At 69.8% G+C, this 19082-nt stretch carries 19 protein-coding genes; 15 read left to right on the forward strand and 4 right to left on the reverse strand.

The genetic code is table 11. The features are described from left to right. Positions 1-3 precede the first annotated feature (3 nt). Genes BDK63_RS05680 through BDK63_RS05690 form a run of 3 tightly spaced genes read right to left on the reverse strand, consistent with a single transcriptional unit; the run spans position 4 to position 2906 of the window. Entirely contained in the window at positions 4-1587 is a 1584-nt protein-coding gene (locus BDK63_RS05680) for a PAS domain S-box protein (protein ID WP_183330400.1), read from the reverse strand. Next, a complete protein-coding gene (locus BDK63_RS05685; protein ID WP_183330401.1) occupies positions 1587-2255 on the reverse strand; it encodes a 2OG-Fe(II) oxygenase in 669 nt (222 codons plus the stop codon). The genes BDK63_RS05680 and BDK63_RS05685 overlap by 1 nt, the downstream gene beginning before the upstream one ends. A gap of 6 nt (positions 2256-2261) precedes the next feature. Continuing rightward, positions 2262-2906, reverse strand: a complete 645-nt coding sequence (locus tag BDK63_RS05690; RefSeq protein ID WP_183330402.1) for a CoA pyrophosphatase — start codon at positions 2904-2906, stop codon at positions 2262-2264. 103 nt (positions 2907-3009) lie between these two features. Between BDK63_RS05690 and BDK63_RS05695 the strand changes: the two genes are divergently transcribed. The 13 genes from BDK63_RS05695 to BDK63_RS05755 all read left to right on the forward strand — a co-directional run bounded on the left by BDK63_RS05695 (position 3010) and on the right by BDK63_RS05755 (position 17066). Beyond that, a complete protein-coding gene (locus tag BDK63_RS05695; RefSeq protein WP_183330403.1) occupies positions 3010-3567 on the forward strand; it encodes an NUDIX hydrolase in 558 nt (185 codons plus the stop codon). Between the two features lie 10 nt (positions 3568-3577). Further along, positions 3578-4531, forward strand: a complete 954-nt coding sequence (locus BDK63_RS05700; protein WP_183330404.1) for a sugar-binding transcriptional regulator — start codon at positions 3578-3580, stop codon at positions 4529-4531. A gap of 152 nt (positions 4532-4683) precedes the next feature. Continuing rightward, on the forward strand, positions 4684-6000 hold the full coding sequence (locus BDK63_RS05705) for an ABC transporter substrate-binding protein (protein ID WP_183330405.1): 1317 nt from the start codon (positions 4684-4686) through the stop codon (positions 5998-6000). A gap of 68 nt (positions 6001-6068) precedes the next feature. Then, positions 6069-6956: a carbohydrate ABC transporter permease gene (locus tag BDK63_RS05710; protein WP_183330406.1), complete on the forward strand. Its 888-nt coding sequence runs from the start codon at positions 6069-6071 to the stop codon at positions 6954-6956. A 74-nt stretch (positions 6957-7030) separates the two neighbouring features. Next, positions 7031-7891 (forward strand): carbohydrate ABC transporter permease, encoded by an 861-nt coding sequence (locus BDK63_RS05715; protein WP_183330524.1) that lies wholly within the window; start codon positions 7031-7033, stop codon positions 7889-7891. 109 nt (positions 7892-8000) lie between these two features. Next, a complete protein-coding gene (locus BDK63_RS05720; protein ID WP_183330407.1) occupies positions 8001-9146 on the forward strand; it encodes an ABC transporter ATP-binding protein in 1146 nt (381 codons plus the stop codon). Between the two features lie 9 nt (positions 9147-9155). Then, complete coding sequence (locus BDK63_RS05725) at positions 9156-9824, forward strand: HAD family hydrolase (protein WP_183330408.1); 669 nt, start codon at positions 9156-9158, stop codon at positions 9822-9824. A gap of 36 nt (positions 9825-9860) precedes the next feature. After that, positions 9861-10649, forward strand: coding sequence for an L-iditol 2-dehydrogenase (locus tag BDK63_RS05730; RefSeq protein WP_183330409.1), 789 nt, complete (start codon positions 9861-9863; stop codon positions 10647-10649). A 124-nt stretch (positions 10650-10773) separates the two neighbouring features. After that, positions 10774-11412 carry a nucleoside triphosphate hydrolase gene (locus BDK63_RS05735; RefSeq protein WP_183330410.1) on the forward strand — a complete coding sequence of 213 codons (639 nt, stop codon included), beginning with the start codon at positions 10774-10776 and terminating at the stop codon, positions 11410-11412. Between the two features lie 52 nt (positions 11413-11464). After that, positions 11465-12952, forward strand: coding sequence for a mannitol dehydrogenase family protein (locus BDK63_RS05740; RefSeq protein ID WP_183330411.1), 1488 nt, complete (start codon positions 11465-11467; stop codon positions 12950-12952). Further along, entirely contained in the window at positions 12952-14442 is a 1491-nt protein-coding gene (gene xylB, locus BDK63_RS05745; protein ID WP_183330412.1) for a xylulokinase, read from the forward strand. The genes BDK63_RS05740 and xylB overlap by 1 nt, the downstream gene beginning before the upstream one ends. 50 nt (positions 14443-14492) lie before the next feature. Further along, on the forward strand, positions 14493-15443 hold the full coding sequence (gene tal / locus BDK63_RS05750) for a transaldolase (RefSeq protein ID WP_183330413.1): 951 nt from the start codon (positions 14493-14495) through the stop codon (positions 15441-15443). A 105-nt stretch (positions 15444-15548) separates the two neighbouring features. Then, the gene (locus tag BDK63_RS05755; protein ID WP_183330414.1) at positions 15549-17066 is read left to right on the forward strand and encodes a mannitol dehydrogenase family protein; all 1518 of its coding nucleotides are present in this window, start codon (positions 15549-15551) and stop codon (positions 17064-17066) included. Here the strand turns inward: BDK63_RS05755 and BDK63_RS05760 are convergent. Beyond that, the gene (locus BDK63_RS05760) at positions 17021-17332 is read right to left on the reverse strand and encodes a YqfO family protein (RefSeq protein ID WP_183330415.1); all 312 of its coding nucleotides are present in this window, start codon (positions 17330-17332) and stop codon (positions 17021-17023) included. The two genes, BDK63_RS05755 and BDK63_RS05760, sit on opposite strands and share 46 nt — an antisense overlap. Before the next feature lie 244 nt (positions 17333-17576). Here BDK63_RS05760 and BDK63_RS05765 point away from each other — a divergent pair, with 244 nt between their 5' ends. Next, positions 17577-18092 carry a fasciclin domain-containing protein gene (locus tag BDK63_RS05765; protein WP_183330416.1) on the forward strand — a complete coding sequence of 172 codons (516 nt, stop codon included), beginning with the start codon at positions 17577-17579 and terminating at the stop codon, positions 18090-18092. A 144-nt stretch (positions 18093-18236) separates the two neighbouring features. Beyond that, a complete protein-coding gene (locus BDK63_RS05770) occupies positions 18237-19082 on the forward strand; it encodes a fructosamine kinase family protein (protein ID WP_183330417.1) in 846 nt (281 codons plus the stop codon).

A 19082-nucleotide genomic window follows, 5' to 3' on the forward strand; every position in this document is an offset into this window, starting at 1 on the left:
CAGTCACGGCGTGCGGGTCGCGGCCAGCGGCCCGGGCTCGGCCAGCAGTGTACCGGCAAAGGTGGCGCCGCCGGAACCGGCGGCCGCGGGCTTGAGGACGAGCCGGCCGCCCATGGCCTCCATCAGCGAATGGCTGATGGCCAGCCCCATGCCGAGGCCGTCGGGGCGGCCCGAGTGGAAGGGGGCGAAGATCCACTCGGCGTCGGCCTCGGCGACGCCGGGGCCGCGGTCGCTCACCGTGAAGGTGACCTCGCGGCGGCCGGTGCGCCGGGCGTGGATGGTGACCCGGTCCGCGCCGGGACATCCGCGGCTCGCCTCCAGGGCGTTGAGCAGCAGGTTGACCAGCACCTGCTCCAGGGCCACGGGGTCGGCCATCACCCGGGGCAGGGCGTCCTGCAGCTCGTGCTCCAGCGCCACGCCGGCCTGCTGGTACTGCCACTCGCAGAGCCGGCAGGCGGCATCGACCACCTCGAGCAGCGCCACCGGCCGGGGGCGGGTCTGGCCCTTGCGCACGAAGGTGCGGATATGGCGAAGCCGCTCGGCCAGGCGCTGGATCTGCTCGTTGATGCGGGTCAGCGGCAGCAGGAGGTCGCCGGCGGGGCGGTCGGGGTCAGCCTGCAGCTGCATCAGCGCACCGCTGGCGTAGTTGGCGATGGCGCCCAGCGGCTGGTTCAGCTCGTGGGCGATGTTCGAGGCCAGCTCGCCGGTGGTGGCGAGGCGGTTGGCGTGGGCGATCTGCTCCTGGTGGCGACGCTCCTGGTCCTCGTTGGCCTTGCGCAGGCCGATGTCGCGGTTGAGCAGCGAGAGGTGGTCGGGCTCGGCCCCGGGGCCGCGGTGGGCGAGCACCACGCTGAGCACCGGGACCGGGCCACGGGGCCCGCGCATCTCCAGTTCGCCGCTCCAGGAGCCGTAGCGGGCCACGGCCGGCAGCACGATCTCGCGCAGTTCGGCCAGGGAGTCCGGGGTGTAGGCCAGCGCGAGGCGGGCCTCGCCGCCCTCCTGCAGCGGGCGCGCCAGCAGCCGGCGGGCGGCTTCGTTGGAGGAGAAGATGCGTTCCTCGCCGTCGACGAACAGCACGTAGTCGGTGGTCGACTCCACCACCCGGGCCAAGCGCTCGCGGTTGGCCTCGGCGCGGATGCGCCGGCTCACGTCGCGGGAGACGCAGAGGATGTCGATCAGCTCGCCGGTGGCCGGGTCGCGGCGGGTGCGGCTGGTGGTCTCGAACCAGACGTAGTGGCCGTCCCGGGCGCGGAAGCGGTAGGTCTGCTGGTAGAAGCCGTCGTGGTAGTAGACCCGCGGCGACTTGTTGAGCAGATCGGCCAGGTCCTCCGGGTGGAAGAGGTCATAGGCGGAGACGCCGATCAGCTCCTCGGGCGCATAGCCGAGCAGGTCGCGGGCGGCCTGGGAGGCATAGAGGAAGGTGCCGTCCCGGGCGTGGCGGCTGATCAGGTCGGTGGTGCGCTCGGCCAGCCATCGGTAGTGCGCCTTCTCCTCCTCCAGGGCCGCGTTGGCCTCGGCCAGGCGGGCGTTGCGCGCCTCGAGCCAGGCCAGGCGCTGCGCCGGATCCCGTGGGGCGTCGTCCGCCATCAGCGCGCCGGGTCCACCCGGCCACCCAGCGAGGCGTTGCGCCGGAACCAGCCGGCGATGCTGGCGCGGGGGCGTCGCGTCGGCAGCACCTCGTGGGGGATGGTCTCGGAGAGGAAGCAGGCGAAGTTGCCGGCGCAGGGCCTGACCCGCGCCACCTCGCGTTCGGGGTCGTCGGCGGCGAAGATCACCATCTCGCCGCCGCCATCGGCGGGCCAGTCGGGATTGAGGTAGCCCACGGTGGAGACCACGCGGTTGGCGCGGCCGCGGAAGCTGTCCAGGTGCCGCCGGTAGAAGGCCCCGGCGGGGTAGTGGGCGAAGTGGGCCTCGTACTCGAACAGCCCGAGGTAGAGCGCCTGGTTGAGCTCGCGCTGCAGCTGGCCCATGGCCTCGAGGTAGCGTCGCTGGGCGAGGCTCTCGCGGTCCAGCCAGTGGATGGCGTCGCCACGGATGTCGCGGCGCAGGGTGTGCTCGGTGCCGCGGCCGATACCGGCGGCCTCCAGGGCATCGTGCTCGACCAGCGCCGCCAGCTCGCGCTGCAGCCCGGCGCAGAGCTCGGCGTCGAGGACCCCCTCGCCGATGTACCAGCCCTGTTCCACCAGGGCATCGATCAGCTGGGGCAGGGCGTGGGGGGCCAGGGCGGGAGCGTAAGGGTGCGTCAGCGGGGTCATCCGGGGTCAGGTCTCGGGCGTGGCGTGCTGCTGGATGCGCAGCAGGCGTTCGGGGAAATAGCACAGGGGGCCGCAGCCCGGCTCGCGATGCAGGCTGATCGGGCGCTCGAACCCCTCGACCAGCAGCTCCACCAGCATCATCGCCGACAGGCCCCAGATCACCTGCCCGGCCACATGGTAGTTGGGCACATAGAAGGGGCGGCCATCCACCGGGATCACGTCGGTATGGTGGCGGCGGTCCTCCAGAAAGTGACGCAGCGGCACCTCGAAGATGGTATCCAGCTCGGTGGGGTCGGGGATCAGCGGCAGGTCGGGCGGGATCAGGCCCACATAGGGGGTGACGCGGATGCCGTGCAGCGAGACCACGTCCGACAGCCGGCCGAGCAGCTCGACCCGCTCCGGCGGCAGGGCGATCTCCTCCTCGGATTCCCGCAGGGCGGTGAACAGCAGGTCGGGGTCGTGGGCCTCGCGCTTGCCGCCGGGGAAGGCCACCTGGCCGCTGTGGGTGTTGAGGTGGTCGGCGCGGCGGGTGAACAGCAGGGTCGGCTCGGCCCGGTCGACGATCGGCATCAGCACCGCCGCCTCGGGCATGCGCGTCATCACCCGGCGGGGGCGGTGCGCTTGCAGGCGTTCGCGAAGTTTCTCTAACATGAGGCTTCCATCGGGTTTGATTCCTTCTAACCGGCCGCCATTGCCGGCGTCAAGCCTGGACCGGGCGGCTGCCGTGCCGCTTCTCAGCCTGCCAGGGAGCCCCATGAACTTCTGCAGCCACTGCGGCCATACCGTGCGCTTCGCCATTCCGGACGGGGATGACCGTCCGCGCTACCTGTGCGACGAGTGCGGCACCATCCACTACCAGAACCCGCGCATCGTCGCCGGTACCCTGCCGGTGAGCGGCTCCCGGGTGCTGCTGTGCCGCCGCGCCATCGCCCCGCGCAAGGGCTACTGGACCCTGCCGGCCGGCTACATGGAGAACGCCGAGACCACCGTGGAGGCCGCCGCCCGGGAGACCCTCGAGGAGGCCTGCGCCGAGGTCGAGATCCACGGGCTCTATACCCTGATCAACCTGCCGCACATCAACCAGGTCTACATGATGTTCCGCGCCGACCTGTCCGGCGGTTTCGACGCCGGGCCGGAGAGCCTCGAGGTGGCGCTGTTCGAGGAGCACGAGATCCCCTGGGACGAGCTCGCCTTTCCCACCATCGAGCGCACCCTGCGCCACTTCTATGCCGACCGTCGCGACCAGCGGTTCCCGCTGCATATCAGCGATATCACCCCCGAGGATCGCGAGCGCTACTTCGGTTCTGCCTGAGGACACGCCATTGGACAAGTTCGAGGTTAGGCTGGATCAGGCGGCGAGGGCCGCCTGGATGTCCTTCGTGGGCGGCATGACCCAGGACGAGATCGCCCACCAGCTGGGGGTGTCGCGCCCCGGGGTGCAGCGGCTGCTGGCCCTGGCGCGCCAGGAGGGGCTGGTCAAGGTGCATATCGACCATCCGGTGGCGGCCTGCATGGCGATGTCCAGCGCCATTCGCCAGCGCTTCGGCCTGGACTTCTGCGACGTGGTGCCTGCCGAGCCGGAGGCTGCCGACGGGGCCGCCCACTACCTGGCCGTGGCCGGTGCCGAGCGCGTCAGTCGCCTGGTGGAGCGCAGCAAGCCGCTGACGCTGGCACTGGGCACCGGGCGCTCGGTGCGAGCGACCGTGGAGGCGCTCAGCCGGGTGGAGCGTCCCCAGCATCGCTTCGTCTCTCTGGTGGGCAACGTGGCCCGTGACGGCTCCTCCAACCGCTACGATGGGGTCATGGTGCTGGCCGACAAGACCGGTGGCGAGCGCTTCCTGCTGCCGGCGCCGGTGGTGGCGAGCACGGTGGAGGAGAAGGAGGCCATGCAGCGCCAGCGGTTGTTCCAGTCCGTCGCCGCCGTGGCACGCCAGGCCGAGACCGCCTATATCGGCATCGGCAAGATCGACCGTGAGGCTACCCTGTTTCAGGATCACTTCATCTCCGAGGGAGAGCTGGAGGAGCTGCTGGACCTCGAGGCGGTGGGGGAGCTGCTGGGCTGGCCGATGAATGCCCGGGGCGAGGTGATCGACTGCTCGACCAGTCGACGCATCACCAGCCTGCCGCTGGACATGCTGGTCAGCCAGCCGCTGGTGGCGCTGGCCGGCGGCCGGGACAAGGCGCCCGCCATCCTGGCCGCCCTGCGCGGCGGCTGGCTCAAGGGGCTGGTCACCGACGAGGTGGCGGCACGGTTCATCACCGAGCAGGCAGGGTGAGCCCCTGCCGGCTTGCCTCTCCCCTCCGACCAAAGTCTAGCCATCCCGGCTTTGCTTTTTTTGGGCTGCTGTCCGATCATTTGATTGCACGATGATCAAAATGATCAGATCGCGACAACACATAACAACGCGATACCCCAAAGGAGCCCCCCATGAAGCTCACCCGAGCCCTGCCGCTGGCCACCCTGGCGGCCGCCGTTGCCGCCGCCTCCCAGGTCCAGGCCGAGACCCTTCGCGTCGCCACCGTCAACAACAACGACATGGTGATCATGCAGAGCCTGACCAGCGAGTTCGAACAGGCGCATCCCGGCATCGAGGTCGACTGGGTCATCCTGGAAGAGAACGTGTTGCGTCAGCGCCTGACCACCGATGTCGCCACCGGCGGTGGGCAGTTCGACGTCATGACCATCGGCACCTACGAGGTGCCCATCTGGGCCGAGCGCGAGTGGCTGGTGCCGCTCACCGACCTGCCCGACGACTATGACGTCGACGACCTGCTGACCTCGGTGCGCGACGGTCTCTCCCATGACGGCACGCTCCATGCGCTGCCCTTCTACGGCGAGAGCTCGATGCTCTTCTACCGCACCGACCTCTTCGAGGAGCACGGCATCGAGATGCCGGAGCAGCCCACCTGGGAAGAGGTCCATGACTGGGCCAGCCGGATCCACGACCCTGACAACGGTGCCTATGGCATCTGCCTGCGTGGAAAGCCGGGCTGGGGCGAGAACATGGCCTTCGTCTCGACCCTGGTGAACACCTTCGGCGGACGCTGGTTCGACGAGGAGTGGCAGCCGCAGATCAACTCGCCCGAGTGGCAGGAGGCGATCGCCTTCTATGTCGATCTGCTCGGCAACTACGGGCCGCCCGGCGCCAGCTCCAACGGCTTCAACGAGAACCAGGCGCTGTTCTCCAGCGGACGCTGCGCGATGTGGGTCGACGCCACCTCGGCGGCGGGGCGCATCTACGATGCCCGCGAGTCCGACGTCGCCGATGTGCTGGGCTTCTCCCAGGCGCCGGTGGCCGTGACCCCCAAGGGCTCCCACTGGCTGTGGTCCTGGGCCCTGGCCATCCCGGCCTCGTCGGAGCGGCAGGAGGCGGCCCGGCAGTTCATCACCTGGGCGACGTCGCGCGACTACGTCGAGATGGTCGGTGAGCGCGAGGGCTGGACCAGCGTGCCGCCGGGAACCCGCACCTCCACCTACCAGGACGAGCGCTATAGCGAGGCGGCGCCCTTCGCCAGCTTCGTGCTCGAGGCCATGCAGAACGCCGACCCCACCGACTCGACCCTGGAGCCGAGCCCCTATGTGGGCGTGCAGTTCGCCGGCATCCCGGAGTTCCAGGCCATCGGTACCCAGGTGGGGCAGATGGTGGCTGCGGCGCTGACCGGCCAGATGCCGGTGCAGCAGGCCCTCGACAACGCCCAGCGTAGCGCCGAGCGGACCATGCGCCAGGCCGGCTACTACGACTGAGCCGCGCGACAGGGCCGGCCGGCGTCGCCGGCTGGCCCCTTCCTCTCCGACATCAAGTGGTAACTCCCATGACGACGCGTGCCTCCGGGCGTACCGTCGGTGGCCTGCGCTCCCTTTCGCTGCAGGCACCGGCCGTCACGCTCCTTCTGATCTGGATGCTGATCCCCCTGGGGATGACCCTGTGGTTCTCCTTCCAGCGTTACAACCTGCTGATGCCCGGCATGGAGCAGTTCGCCGGCCTGGAGAACTACCGCTACCTGCTGACCGACCCGGCCCTCTGGTCGGCCATGGGCACCACCCTGGTGCTGGTGGGCTCGGTGCTGGCGATCTCGGTGATCGGTGGCACCCTGCTGGCGGTGCTCTACCAGCAGGAGTTCTTCGGCCGCGGGATCGCCCGGGTGCTGGCGATCTCACCGTTCTTCATCATGCCCACCGTCAGCGCCCTGGTGTGGAAGAACATGATGATGCATCCGGTCAACGGCGTGCTGGCCTGGTTCACCGGCCTGTTCGGCCTGCCGGCCATCGACTGGTTCTCCTCCTACCCGCTGCTGTCGATCATCATCATCGTCTCCTGGCAGTGGCTGCCCTTCGCGCTGTTGATCCTGCTCACCGCCATGCAGTCCCTGGACGATGACCAGGTCGAGGCGGCGCGCATGGATGGGGCGGGACCCATCGCGGTGTTCTTCTTCATCACGCTGCCGCACCTGAAGCGGGCGATCAGCGTGGTGATCATGATCCAGATGATCTTCCTGCTGACCATCTTCGCCGAGATCTTCGTCACCACCTCGGGCGGTCCCGGCCTGGCCACCACCAACCTGGCCTACCTGATCTACATCCGCGCGCTGCTGGAGTTCGATGTCGGGGGCGCCTCCGCCGGCGGTGTCATCGCCATCATCCTGGCCAACATCGTGGCGATCTTCCTGATCCGCATGGTCGCCAGGAACCTGGAAGACTGATGCCGGCACGACACACGCAACGAGGTCACAAGATGTTCAACAAGACACCCACCAGCGGCCCGGCGACGGCCGCGATGCCTCCGGCCCAGCAGGCGCTGGGCGGTCAGGGCATCGGCGCCGCGCTGGCGCGCCACCGGCGCCTCTGGCTGGCGCTGCTGGCCTGGACGATCACCTTCGTCATCTTCTTCCCGATCCTGTGGATGATCCTGACCGGCTTCAAGACCGAGGCCCAGGCCATCGCCACGCCGTCACTCCTCTTCACGCCGACCCTGGAGAGCTATGAGGCGGTGCATGCGCGCGCCGACTACCTCAAGTTCGCCTGGAACAGCGTCTACGTGTCCGTGGGGTCGACCCTGCTGGCGCTGCTGATCGGCATCCCGGCGGCCTACTCCATGGCCTTCCTGCCCACCAAGCGCACCAAGGGCACCCTGCTGTGGATGCTCTCCACCAAGATGCTGCCGCCGGTGGGCGTGCTGGTGCCGATCTACCTGATCTTCCGCGATCTGGGCATGCTGGATACCCGCACCGGGCTGACCGTCGTCTACACCCTGATGAACCTGCCGATCGTCATCTGGATGCTCTACACCTTCTTCAAGGACCTGCCCAGGGACATCCTCGAGGCCGGGCGCATGGACGGCGCCAGCACCCTTCAGGAGGTGGGCTACCTGCTGATTCCGCTGACGCTGCCGGGCATCGCCTCCACCGGCCTGCTGTCGGTGATCCTGAGCTGGAACGAGGCCTTCTGGAGCCTCAACCTGACCTCCTCCCAGGCCGCCCCGCTGACCGCCTATATCGCGTCGTTCTCCAGTCCCGAAGGGCTCTTCTGGGCCAAGCTCTCGGCCGCCTCGACCATGGCTGTCGCGCCCATCCTCATCTTCGGCTGGCTGACCCAGAAGCAGATGGTGCGCGGCCTGACCTTCGGCGCGGTGAAATAAGTTCTCGACGACGGCGAAGGCGGGTCTTCGGCTGGTGCTCTCGCCAACGACAGAAGCAGAGGGTCCGCGGCCTGACCTTCGGCGCGGTGAAATAATCAAGGAGCCTTCCATGGCAACGCTACAACTCAAGCAGGTCACCAAGAGCTTCGGTGACACCGACGTCATTAAGGGCATCGACCTGGAGGTCAACGACAGGGAGTTCGTGGTCTTCGTCGGCCCCTCCGGCTGCGGCAAGTCGACCCTGCTGCGCATCATCGCCGGCCTGGAGAGCGCCACTTCCGGAGACCTGGTCATCGACGGCCAGCGCATCAACGAGGTGGGGCCGGCCGACCGCGGTCTGGCCATGGTGTTCCAGAGCTATGCCCTCTATCCGCACATGACCGTCGAGGACAACATGGGCTTCAGCCTGCGCCTGGCCGGCGTCGGCAAGGAGGCCCGCCGCGAGAAGGTGCGCGAGGCGGCGCGGATCCTGCAGCTCGAGCCGCTGCTCGACCGCAAGCCCAAGGCGCTCTCCGGCGGCCAGCGCCAGCGCGTGGCCATCGGCCGAGCTATCGTGCGCAACCCCAGCATCTTCCTCTTCGACGAGCCGCTCTCCAACCTGGATGCGGCCCTGCGGGTGCAGATGCGCATCGAACTGGCGCGTCTCCACGAGGAGCTCGACGCCACCATGATCTACGTCACCCACGACCAGATCGAGGCCATGACCATGGCCGACAAGATCGTGGTGCTGCAGGGCGGCGTGGTGGAGCAGGTGGGCTCGCCCATGGAGCTCTACCACCATCCCCGCAACCGCTTCGTGGCCGGCTTCATCGGCTCGCCCAAGATGAACTTCCTGCCGGTCTCGCTGAGTGGCGCGAACGACCAGGGCGTCGAGGTGACGCTGCCCGGCGGTCGACGCTGCCGGGTGCCGGTGGAGGGCGCTGGGCTCGCCAGCGACTCCTCCCTGGAGCTGGGTGTCCGCCCCGAGCACCTGGTGCTCGATGACGACGGTCCCCTCGAGGGCGAGATCCAGGTGATCGAGCGCCTCGGCGGCCAGACCTCGCTCTACCTCAAGATGGGCGACGAGCTGATCACCCTGATGGCCGACGGCGACGTGGCCCACCGGGTGCATGACCGCGTGCGCTTCGGCTTCGAGACCCATCGCGCCCATCTGTTCGACGGCCAGGGCCTGGCGCTGCCAAGCCTGGATCGCCACCCCCTGGCCGGCCTGCGCCGCCAGGACAACCGGGCCGCAACCGACGCCGACGGTGCCTGAGGGAGAACCATGGATACCCTGATCTTCGACTGCGATGGCGTGCTGGTGGACAGCGAGGCGATCGCCGAGGCGACCCTGGTGGCGCTGCTTGGCGAGTGGCTGCCCGACCTCGATGCCGACGCCGCGCTCGGCCAGGCACTGGGGATGACCACTGCCGATATCCTCGCCCACCTGGAGGGGCTGAGCGCACACCGGCTTCCCGCCCGGGCTGCCGAGCGGGTGGACGAGACCATCGAGGCGCGGCTGGCCCTGGAGCTGCGGGCCATGCCCGGGGTGGCCGCGGCCATCGCCGCCATCGACCTGCCCAGGGCGGTGGTTTCCAACAGCCGACGCCAGCGGGTGCTCGCGTCCCTGGGGAGCACGGGACTCGCCAGCGTGCTCGGCGAGGTTCCCATCTTCACCGCCGAACAGGTGGAACGGCCCAAACCGGACCCCGCCCTCTACCGCCTGGCGGCCACGACGCTTGGCGTGGTCCCGGAGCGCTGCCTGGTGGTGGAGGACAGCGTCTCCGGGGTCACCGCCGCCCATGCCGCCGGCATGCGGGTGATCGGGTTCACCGGTGCCAGCCACGTGCAGCCCGGCCAGGACCGGCGCCTGGTCGCCGCCGGCGCCTGGCGCGTCATCGAACACATGCAGGAGCTGCCGGCCCTGGTGGGCGCGGCGCGCTACTCGGCCTGACCCACGCCATCATCCCAGCAAAGCGAGACACGACTCATGAAACTCGAGAACAAGATCGCCGTCGTCACCGGGGGTGCCCGTGGCATCGGCCTTGCCATCTCCCGCGCCTATGGGGAGGAGGGGGCCTGTGTGGTCATTGCCGATATCGACCAGGGCGCCATCGACGACGCCCTGGGCACCCTGCAGGACGAAGGGCACGCCGCCGAGCGGCTGATGGGGGTGCGCCTCGACGTCCGCGACCGCGCCCAGATCGATGCCATGGTGGAGGGCGTGACTGCCCGCTTCGGCGGCATCGACATCCTGGTCAACAACGCCGCCGTCTTCGACATGGAGCCGGTGCTGGAGGTGACCGAGGCGAGCTACGACCGCCAGTTCGACATCAACGTCAAGGGGCTCTTCTTCACCCTTCAGGCCGTCGCCGGGGCGATGGTGGCGCGCGGCCGGGGCGGGGCGATCATCAACATGTCCTCCCAGGCCGGGCGCCGCGGGGAAGCGCTGGTGAGCACCTACTGCGCGACCAAGGCGGCGGTGATCAGCCTGACCCAGTCCTGCGCCCTGGGCCTGATCGAGCACGGCATCCGCGTCAACGGCATCGCCCCCGGCGTGGTGGACACCCCCATGTGGGAGGAGGTCGACGCGCTCTTCGCCCGTTACGAGAAGCGCCCCCTCGGCGAGAAGAAGCGCCTGGTGGGCGAGGCGGTGCCCTACGGGCGCATGGGGCGGCCGGAGGACTACGCCGGGCCGGCGGTCTTCCTGGCGTCCGACGACAGCGACTATATCGTCGCCCAGACGCTCAACGTCGACGGCGGCAACTGGATGAGCTGAGCCCGGCTCGAGATCGCCCCCGTATCGACGAGACCCCGGCGGCCCATGCCATGGCCTGCCGGTCGAGCCGCGGATCCGGTCGCGGTGCGACCCCCGACCGATGCGACAGACGAGGAGTGATGCCATGACATCCACGCCCCACGCCGACTCCCTGCCCGAGGTGACCCAGCGGGTCCTCGCCCTTGCCGAGGGGCGTCAGCGCCTGCTGGTGGCCCTGGCCGGGCCGCCCGGCGCCGGCAAATCCTACCGCTCGGAGCAGCTCTTCCGGACGCTGGAGGATGCCCTGCCGGGGCAGGTGGTGGTGGTCCCCATGGACGGCTACCACTTCGACAATGCCGTGCTCGAGCCCCTGGGGCTGCTCCCCGTCAAGGGGGCACCCGAGACCTTCGACTGTGACGGGCTCAGGCATGACCTGGAGCATATCCGGCGCACCGATGCCAGCGTGGCGGTGCCGGTGTTCGATCGTCCCCTGGACCTGGCCCGAGCCGGAGGCCGGATGGTGGCCCCCGAGCATCGCATCGTCATCGTCGAGGGCAACTACCTGCTGCTCGACCAGGCGCCCTGGACCGGGCTGCATGGCCTGTTCGACCTGCGCGTGATGCTCGAGGTCGACGACGCCACCCTGGAGCGGCGCCTGATCGAGCGCTGGATCGACATGGGCCAGGACCCTGTCGGCGCCCGGGAGAAGGCGCGCCACAAGGACATGCTCAACGCGCGACTGGTCAAGTCGCACTCCATTCAGCCCGACGTGGTGTGGCGCTGACGTCCATGCCCCGGGCCCACCAAGCCGAGCCCAGCTCGGCCGGAGATCCCCTATGACCCGACTCAACAACGCCAACCTGGGCCGGCTGGCCCCCGCGGTCGCCACGCCGGCCTATGACCGTGGTCGTGTCACGCCTGGCATCGTCCACTTCGGGGTCGGCGGTTTCCACCGTGCCCACCAGGCCATGTATCTCGATGTGCTGATGAATCGCGGCGAGGCGCTGGACTGGGGCATCGTCGGCGTCGGTGTCATGGCCGGCGACCGCCGCATGCGCGATGCCCTGGCCGCCCAGGATCACCTCTTCACCCTGGTGGTGAAGCACCCGGACGGCCGCCGCGAGCCCCGCGTCATCGGCAGCCTGGTGGACTACCTGTTCGCCCCCGACGACCCGGCGGCGGTGGTGGAGCGGCTGGCCGACCCGGCGATCCGCCTCGTCTCGCTGACCGTCACCGAGGGGGGCTACAACTTCCACCCGGTCAGCGGCGAGTTCGACCTCGACACCCCCGATATCCGCCACGACCTTGAGCACCCCGAGGCGCCGAAGACCACCTTCGGGATGATCGTCGAGGGGCTGGCGCGGCGTCGGGAGAGGGGGGTGCCCCCCTTTACGGTGATGTCCTGCGACAACATCCAGGGCAACGGCGAGGTGGCCAGGGAAACCTTCTGCGCCTATGCCCGCGCCCGTGATCCGGGCCTCGCCGACTGGATCGCCAGGGAGGTGGCCTTCCCCAACGCCATGGTGGACCGTATCACCCCGGTGACCAGCGAGGCCGACATCACCGAGCTGAGGGAAGGCTTCGGCATCGAGGACGCCTGGCCGGTGGTCTGCGAGCCCTTCACCCAGTGGGTGCTGGAGGATCATTTCGTGGCCGGCCGGCCACCGCTGGAGGCGGCCGGGGTGCAGCTGGTCGACGACGTGGTGCCCTACGAGCTGATGAAGCTTCGCCTGCTCAATGCCAGCCACCAGGCGCTGGCCTATTTCGGCACCCTGGCGGGCTACCGCTATGCCCACGAGGTGTGCCAGGACCCGCTGTTCGTCGATTTCCTGCTCGACTACATGCGCCAGGAGGCCTCGCCCACCCTGGCCCCGGTGCCGGGCATCGACCTGGAGCGCTACCGTCAGACGCTGATCGAGCGCTTTGCCAACCCCGAGGTGCGAGACACCCTGGCGCGGCTGTGCGCCGAGAGCTCGGATCGCATCCCCAAGTGGCTGGTACCGGTCATTCGCGAGCAGCTGGCCTCCGGTGGCCAGATCCGCTGCAGCGCCGCGGTGGTGGCCAGCTGGGCGCGCTATGCCGAGGGCGTCGACGAGCAGGGCCGGCCCATCGAGGTAGTGGATCGCCTGCGGGACGAGCTGATGGCCATCGCCGCCGAGAACCAGACCCGGCCCACCGCCTTTATCGAGAACCGCGAGCTGTTCGGTGACCTGGCCGAGGACGCGCGCTTCCGCGAGGCCTACCGCTGGGCCCTGGCCTCGCTCCATGAGCGCGGTGCCCGTGCCACCCTGGAGACGCTGGCGACGACGCGAGAGGGGGCCTGATGTATATCGGCGTGGACTGCGGGACCCAGAGCACCAAGGTGGTGGTGATCGATGTCGACGGCGCACGCCTGCTGGGCGAGGCGAGCCGGCCGCACCGCCTGGACGAGCAGGTGGGCGGCCGCCGCGAGCAGTCTCCCGCGCAGTGGATCGAAGCGCTCGGCGGTGCGCTCAGGGAAGCGGTGTCGCGGGCCGGCATCGATGCCCGGGCGATCCGCGCCATCGGCGTCTCCGGCCAGCAGCACGGCCTGGTGGCCCTGGACGCCGCCGGCGAGCCGGTGCACCCGGCCAAGCTGTGGTGCGACACCGAGACCGCGCCCTGGAACGCCGACCTGGTCGAGCGCCTGGGCGGCGAGGCGGGCTGCCTGGAGCGGCTGGGGCTGGTGCTGCAGACCGGCTACACCGCGTCGAAGGTCGCCTGGCTGCGCGAGGTGCACCCCGAGGCCTACGGGCGCATCGCCACCCTGCTGCTGCCCCATGACTACCTCAATTTCTGGCTCACCGGCGAGCGGGTGGCCGAGGCCGGCGATGCCTCCGGCACGGGCTACTTCGATACCCGCACCCGGTGTTGGCGCCACGACGTCCTGGCCGAGATCGCCCCGGAGCTCGATCCCGCACGGGTCCTGCCGCGGCTGATCGAGTCCCGGGAGCCGGCCGGCACCCTGCGTGGCGCGGCGGCCCGCGAGCTGGGGGTGCCCGAGGGCATCCTGGTCTCCAGCGGGGGAGGCGACAACATGTTGGGCGCCATCGGCACCGGCAACATTCGTCCCGGCCTCATGACCCTGAGCCTCGGCACCTCGGGCACCCTCTGCGCCTACTCCCCGGACCCGGTGGTGTCCGACAGCGCCATGGTGGCCAACTTCTGCGCCAGCCACGGGGGCTGGCTGCCGCTGGTCTGCACCATGAACGTCACCTCGGCGACCACGCGAGTCCGTGAGCTGTTCGGCCTGGACCTGGCGGCCTTCGGCGAACGGGTGGCCGCGGCCCCCATCGGCGCCGGGGGGATCACGATGCTGCCCTTCTTCAATGGCGAGCGGGTGCCCATGCTGCCGGAGGCCACCGCCAGCCTCGACGGTCTGACCGGCCTGAATGTCACCCAGGCCAACCTGTGTCGCGCGGCCATGGAGGGCGCGACCCTGGGCCTGCGCTATGGCCTGGAGCAGTTCGGGAGCCTGGCCGAGGGCGTTCGCGAGATTCGCCTGATCGGCGGCGGCGCCAGGAGCGCGGCCTGGCGGCAGATGGTGGCCGACGTCACCGGCAGCCGGGTGGTATGCCCCGCGGTCACCGATGCCGCGGCCCTGGGGGCCGCCCTGCAGGCGGCCTGGTGCCATCGCGCCGGCAAGGGGGACGGTGAGCTCGCCGAGCTCTGCGAGCGCCTGGTGACCCTCGACGAGGCGTCCCGGGCGGAGCCCGACGCCAACCACGTTGCCGCCTATGACCGGGTGTACACCCGCTATCGCCGCGTCCTGGCCGAGCGTCACGCCGTGACCTGAGCCCACCCATCGCATCGCTATCCGCCCTTACCGCAAATGAGGAGAACCCCATGACGACCCGACTCGACAGCCTCAAGACCCACTCCCTGGTGGTCGCCGACACCGGCGACCTGGAGGCGATCAGGCGCTATCGGCCCCATGACGCCACCACCAATCCCTCGCTGCTGCTCAAGGCCTTCGATCTGCCGGGCTACCAGGCGCTGATCGACGAGGAGCTCGCCGCCGTGAAGGCCGAGTTCCAGGACCGACAGGCGCGGGTGGAGCACGCCGTGGACCGCCTCGCCGTGGCCAAGGGCACCGAGATCGCTCGGCACATTCCCGGGCGCATCTCCACCGAGGTGGCGGCACGGCTCTCCTTCGACGAGGAGGCCAGCGTGCGCAAGGCCCATGAGCTGATCGAGCACTACGACCGCCGTGGCGTTGGGCGCGATCGCGTGCTGATCAAGCTGGCCTCCACCTGGGAGGGCATTCGCGCCGCCGAGCGCCTGGAGCGCGAGGGCATCCAGTGCAACCTGACCCTGCTGTTCAGCGAAGCCCAGGCCCAGGCCTGCTTCGATGCCGGGGTCTTCCTGGTCTCGCCCTTCGTGGGCCGGGTCACCGACTGGTACAAGAAGGAGACCGGCAAGGAGTATGCCCCCGACGAGGATCCGGGCGTGCGCTTCGTGCGCGGGGTCTGCGAGCGAGTCGGCCGTGGCGGCTACGACACCGTGGTGATGGGGGCGAGCTTCCGCACCGTCGGCCAGGTGCTGGCCCTGGCCGGCTGCCCGCGGCTGACCATCTCGCCGGCGCTGCTCGAGGAGCTGGCGGCCGAGGAGGGCGAGGTGGCCCCGGCAGTGACCATCCCCGCCGCCGGCGAGCGCCCGGCGCCCCTGGACGAGCCCGCCTTCCGCTGGGGCCATAACCAGGATGCCATGGCCAACGACAAGCTGGCCGAGGGCATCCGCCGCTTCGACGAGGACCAGCGCACCCTGGAGGCGCGCCTCGCCGAGCGGCTCGGCTGAGAGGGGAAGGCGGCGTGCCGAGCCCGGGTGCGCGATCGGCCTGATGCGCGGATAATGTCAGCGACCGACATCGCCCGGCCCGCTGCAGGGCCAGGAGGAGATCCCATGGCGCTGACAATCTCGCAGCAGACCCTTGCCGCCCTCGGCCAGGACGTCGGGGTGCCGGCCTATGACCGGCGCGGGCTGGCGCCGGGGATCCTGCATATCGGCCTGGGCAATTTTCACCGTTCGCACATGGCGATGTACCTGGATCGCCTGCTCGAGCGAGGCGAGGCCCACGACTGGGCGATCGTCGGCTCCGGCGTGATGCCGGCGGATACCCGGATGCGCCGGCGCCTGCAGCAGCAGGACTGGCTCTCCACCATCGTCGACCTCGACCCCGGGGGGAGCTCGGCGAGGGTGGTGGGCGCCATGGTCGACTTCGTTCCCGTGGCGCCTGCGGCCATCGTCAGGGCGCTGTGCGACCCGCGTATCCGTATCGTCTCGCTGACCATCACCGAGGGAGGGTACTTCCTCGACACGGCCACCGGCCGGTTCGACCCGGGTCATCCGCGGATCCGGGCCGATGCCGCCGCCCCGGCGCAGCCCAGGACCCTGTTCGGCATGCTGGTCAGGGCGCTGGGCGAGCGTCGGGCCAGGGGGCTTGGGCCCTTCACGGTGCTCTCCTGCGACAACCTCCCCGGCAACGGCGCAGTGACGCGCAGCGTCGTGGTCGGCCTGGCCGAACTCATCGACCCTTACCTGGCCGCCTGGATCAGGCGGGAGGTGACGTTTCCCAACTCGATGGTCGACTGCATCACGCCGCGCACCACCGCCCGTGAGCGGGAACTGGTCAGTCGTCGCTTCGGCATCCGGGATGCCGCCCCGGTGGTCTGCGAGCCTTTCCGGCAGTGGGTGGTGGAGGATCGCTTCTGCGCCGGGCGACCGCCCTGGGAGAACGTCGGCGTCCAGTTCGTGGACGACGTCTCTCGCCACGAGACGATGAAGCTGAGGATCCTCAACGCCGGGCATGCCAGCCTCGCCTATCTGGCGGCCCTGCTGGGGTATCGTCATGTGCATCGGGCGGTGGCGGACCCGGATATCCGTGACTGGCTGCTCGCCCTGCAGCAGCGGGAGATCATCCCCCTCCTGAAGGCGGCCGACGGGGTGGACTACCGGGCCTATCTGGACAGGGTCCTCGAGCGCTTCGGCAATGCCGAGGTCGGCGACACCGTTGCCCGGCTCTGCGCCAACGGGTCGACCCGACAGCCGAAGTTCGTGCTCCCGGCGATCCGCGACGCCCTCGCCAGGGGCCGGCCCATCGAGGGCCTGGCGCTCGAACTGGCCCTGTGGTGCCACTTCTGCCGGCAGGCGGGCGAGGGCCATGGCGTGCCGGCACTCTCGGACCCCCTGTCGTCACGGCTGAAGGAGGGGGCGCGACGGGCCCGCCGGGACCCTCAGGCCTTCCTGGCGGTCCGCGGGATCTTCGATGACCTGGTCGATTCCCGGGCACTGCTGGTGGCCCTGGCGGGATGGCTCGCGGTCATCGACGACCGCGGGCCCCGGGAGGCGGTGCGGCGCTACGTGGCGTCGGGGGCTCACAGCGTTTCCAGCTTCCACACGTCGAACGCCGGCTCCTCGTAGGGGTGGGCGGCCTTGAGCGCCGCCACCGCCTCGCGGATCAGCCGGTCCTCGCAGACCAGCTCCACCTTGAGTTCCTCGACCCGTTCCAGGTCGCCGACCCGGCCGATATGCGGGTTGGCGCCGGCCAGCGGGCGGAACTGCCCGGTGCCCCGGGTCTGGAAGCAGCACGCCTCGTAGTCGCCGATGCGCCCCGCGCCGGTGGCGAACACGGCTTCCTTGACCGCCTCGGCCTCCGCCACGGGAACGAAGAAGGCCAGCTTGTACATGTTGCCCTCCCGATGGGAATTCACGTCAGTGGAGCCTTCCTTGTGCCACAGCGATCCGGGCCGCGTCAGCCCCTCGGCAGGCATGACGAAAAAAATCCCCGCGGCGTCGAACTTATTATCCAAGACATGTACAAACAGACTGTCCATGTACAGGATGGCGGTGTCGCCTCCTCGACTGGCCACTGCACAACGCACCAGCAAGGTCCCACGCAATGGGAAAGTCCCACGCAATGAGGAAGCCAGCATGAAGATGTTCAAGGTCGCAGCAACCCAGTGGATCGGCGCCGGTCTGGCCGGCCTGATGATGGCGGGCGCGGTACAGGCCGGCAACCACGGACACGACGAGGCGTCTGCCGACATCGTCGATACCGCCGTCGCCGCGGGACAGTTCGAGACCCTGGTGGCCGCCGTCGAGGCCGCCGGCCTGGTCGACACCCTCAAGGGCGAGGGTCCCTTCACCGTCTTCGCCCCCACCGACGAGGCCTTTGCCGCCTTGCCCGAGGGCACCCTGGAGGAGCTGCTGATGCCCGAGAACCAGGAGACCCTGCAGGCGATCCTCACCTACCACGTGGTGGCCGGCCAGGTGATGGCCGAGGACGCCATGGGCCTGGAGAGTGCCGAGACGGTCCAGGGCCAGTCGATCACCATCACCACCATGGATGGCAGCGTGATGATCAACGACGCCACCGTCATCCAGGCCGATATCGAGACCAGCAACGGCGTGATCCATGTCATCGATGGCGTGCTCCTGCCCGAGTGAGTCATCTCCGGGGCTACGGCCCCGTCCAGTCCCTTGCTCTTGCCGTCCTTCGGGGCGGCTTTTTTACGTTGGGCGGGTGGCCGTTGACACGCCACCCGGCCGGCCGCGAGGCTGTCGCGGTGGTCGACGCGACAGGAGGTGAGCATGGAGAGGGCGCTCGAGGCGCTGCTGGCATCGGCCGGGCTGACCCCGTGCGGCGAGATGACCCCGCTGGGCGGTGGGGATATCGCTGCGGTCTATCGCCTGGCCACCGACCGCGGCGACGTGGTGGTGAAGCGCGATGACCCGCTACGCCTGGCCGGCGAGGCGGACGGCCTGCAGGCGCTGGCGGCGGCCAGCAGCGGCCTGGTGGTCCCCGAGCTGCTCGCCGAGGGGGAGGGCTGGCTGGTGATGGAGGCCCTGGCGCCGGTGACGCGCCGACGTCGCGACGAGGCGGCCCTGGGCGAGGGGCTGCGCCGGCTGCACGCGGTGACCGGCGAGGCCCACGGCTGGCCCCGGGACAACGCCTGCGGGCGCACGCCCCAGCCCAATGCGCCGCTGGCCGACGGTCGCGCCTTCCAGCGTGAGCGGCGGCTGCTGCCGCTGGTTGATGCCTGCCAGGTGCGAGGCCTGATGGATCAGCGGTTGCGCGCCCGCGTGGAGGCCATCGCCCACGGCCTGGAGGCCTGGCTCCCGGATGCGCCGGCCAGCCTTCTGCATGGCGACCTGTGGTCCGGTAACGTGCTCTTCACCCCGCGGGGGCCGGCGATCATCGACCCGGCGGTCTATCGCCACTATCCCGAGGTGGACCTCGCCATGCTGACGCTGTTCGGCGCCCCCGGCGAGGCCTTCCTCGAGGCCTACTGGAACGGCCGCGCCCCGGCCGACTGGCCGAGGCGCGAGACGCTGTTCCAGCTCTATCCGCTGCTCAATCACCTCTTGCTGTTCGGCGGCGGCTACCGCCAGGCGGTGGAGAGCGCGGTGGCGCGGCTTGCGGCCTACCAGGCCTAG

The organism is Halomonas campaniensis, from assembly GCF_014193375.1.
Classification (GTDB): domain Bacteria; phylum Pseudomonadota; class Gammaproteobacteria; order Pseudomonadales; family Halomonadaceae; genus Halomonas; species Halomonas campaniensis.

Bases quoted from the DNA above. Each gene is read 5' to 3' on its own strand.
- BDK63_RS05680 (WP_183330400.1), bottom strand. From the start codon at position 1,587: ATGGCGGACGACGCCCCACGGGATCCGGCGCAGCGCCTGGCCTGGCTC.
- BDK63_RS05685 (WP_183330401.1), bottom strand. From the start codon at position 2,255: ATGACCCCGCTGACGCACCCTTACGCTCCCGCCCTGGCCCCCCACGCC.
- BDK63_RS05690 (WP_183330402.1), bottom strand. From the start codon at position 2,906: ATGTTAGAGAAACTTCGCGAACGCCTGCAAGCGCACCGCCCCCGCCGG.
- BDK63_RS05695 (WP_183330403.1), top strand. From the start codon at position 3,010: ATGAACTTCTGCAGCCACTGCGGCCATACCGTGCGCTTCGCCATTCCG.
- BDK63_RS05705 (WP_183330405.1), top strand. From the start codon at position 4,684: ATGAAGCTCACCCGAGCCCTGCCGCTGGCCACCCTGGCGGCCGCCGTT.
- BDK63_RS05710 (WP_183330406.1), top strand. From the start codon at position 6,069: ATGACGACGCGTGCCTCCGGGCGTACCGTCGGTGGCCTGCGCTCCCTT.
- BDK63_RS05715 (WP_183330524.1), top strand. From the start codon at position 7,031: ATGCCTCCGGCCCAGCAGGCGCTGGGCGGTCAGGGCATCGGCGCCGCG.
- BDK63_RS05720 (WP_183330407.1), top strand. From the start codon at position 8,001: ATGGCAACGCTACAACTCAAGCAGGTCACCAAGAGCTTCGGTGACACC.
- BDK63_RS05725 (WP_183330408.1), top strand. From the start codon at position 9,156: ATGGATACCCTGATCTTCGACTGCGATGGCGTGCTGGTGGACAGCGAG.
- BDK63_RS05730 (WP_183330409.1), top strand. From the start codon at position 9,861: ATGAAACTCGAGAACAAGATCGCCGTCGTCACCGGGGGTGCCCGTGGC.
- BDK63_RS05735 (WP_183330410.1), top strand. From the start codon at position 10,774: ATGACATCCACGCCCCACGCCGACTCCCTGCCCGAGGTGACCCAGCGG.
- BDK63_RS05740 (WP_183330411.1), top strand. From the start codon at position 11,465: ATGACCCGACTCAACAACGCCAACCTGGGCCGGCTGGCCCCCGCGGTC.
- xylB (WP_183330412.1), top strand. From the start codon at position 12,952: ATGTATATCGGCGTGGACTGCGGGACCCAGAGCACCAAGGTGGTGGTG.
- tal (WP_183330413.1), top strand. From the start codon at position 14,493: ATGACGACCCGACTCGACAGCCTCAAGACCCACTCCCTGGTGGTCGCC.
- BDK63_RS05755 (WP_183330414.1), top strand. From the start codon at position 15,549: ATGGCGCTGACAATCTCGCAGCAGACCCTTGCCGCCCTCGGCCAGGAC.
- BDK63_RS05760 (WP_183330415.1), bottom strand. From the start codon at position 17,332: ATGTACAAGCTGGCCTTCTTCGTTCCCGTGGCGGAGGCCGAGGCGGTC.
- BDK63_RS05765 (WP_183330416.1), top strand. From the start codon at position 17,577: ATGAAGATGTTCAAGGTCGCAGCAACCCAGTGGATCGGCGCCGGTCTG.
- BDK63_RS05770 (WP_183330417.1), top strand. From the start codon at position 18,237: ATGGAGAGGGCGCTCGAGGCGCTGCTGGCATCGGCCGGGCTGACCCCG.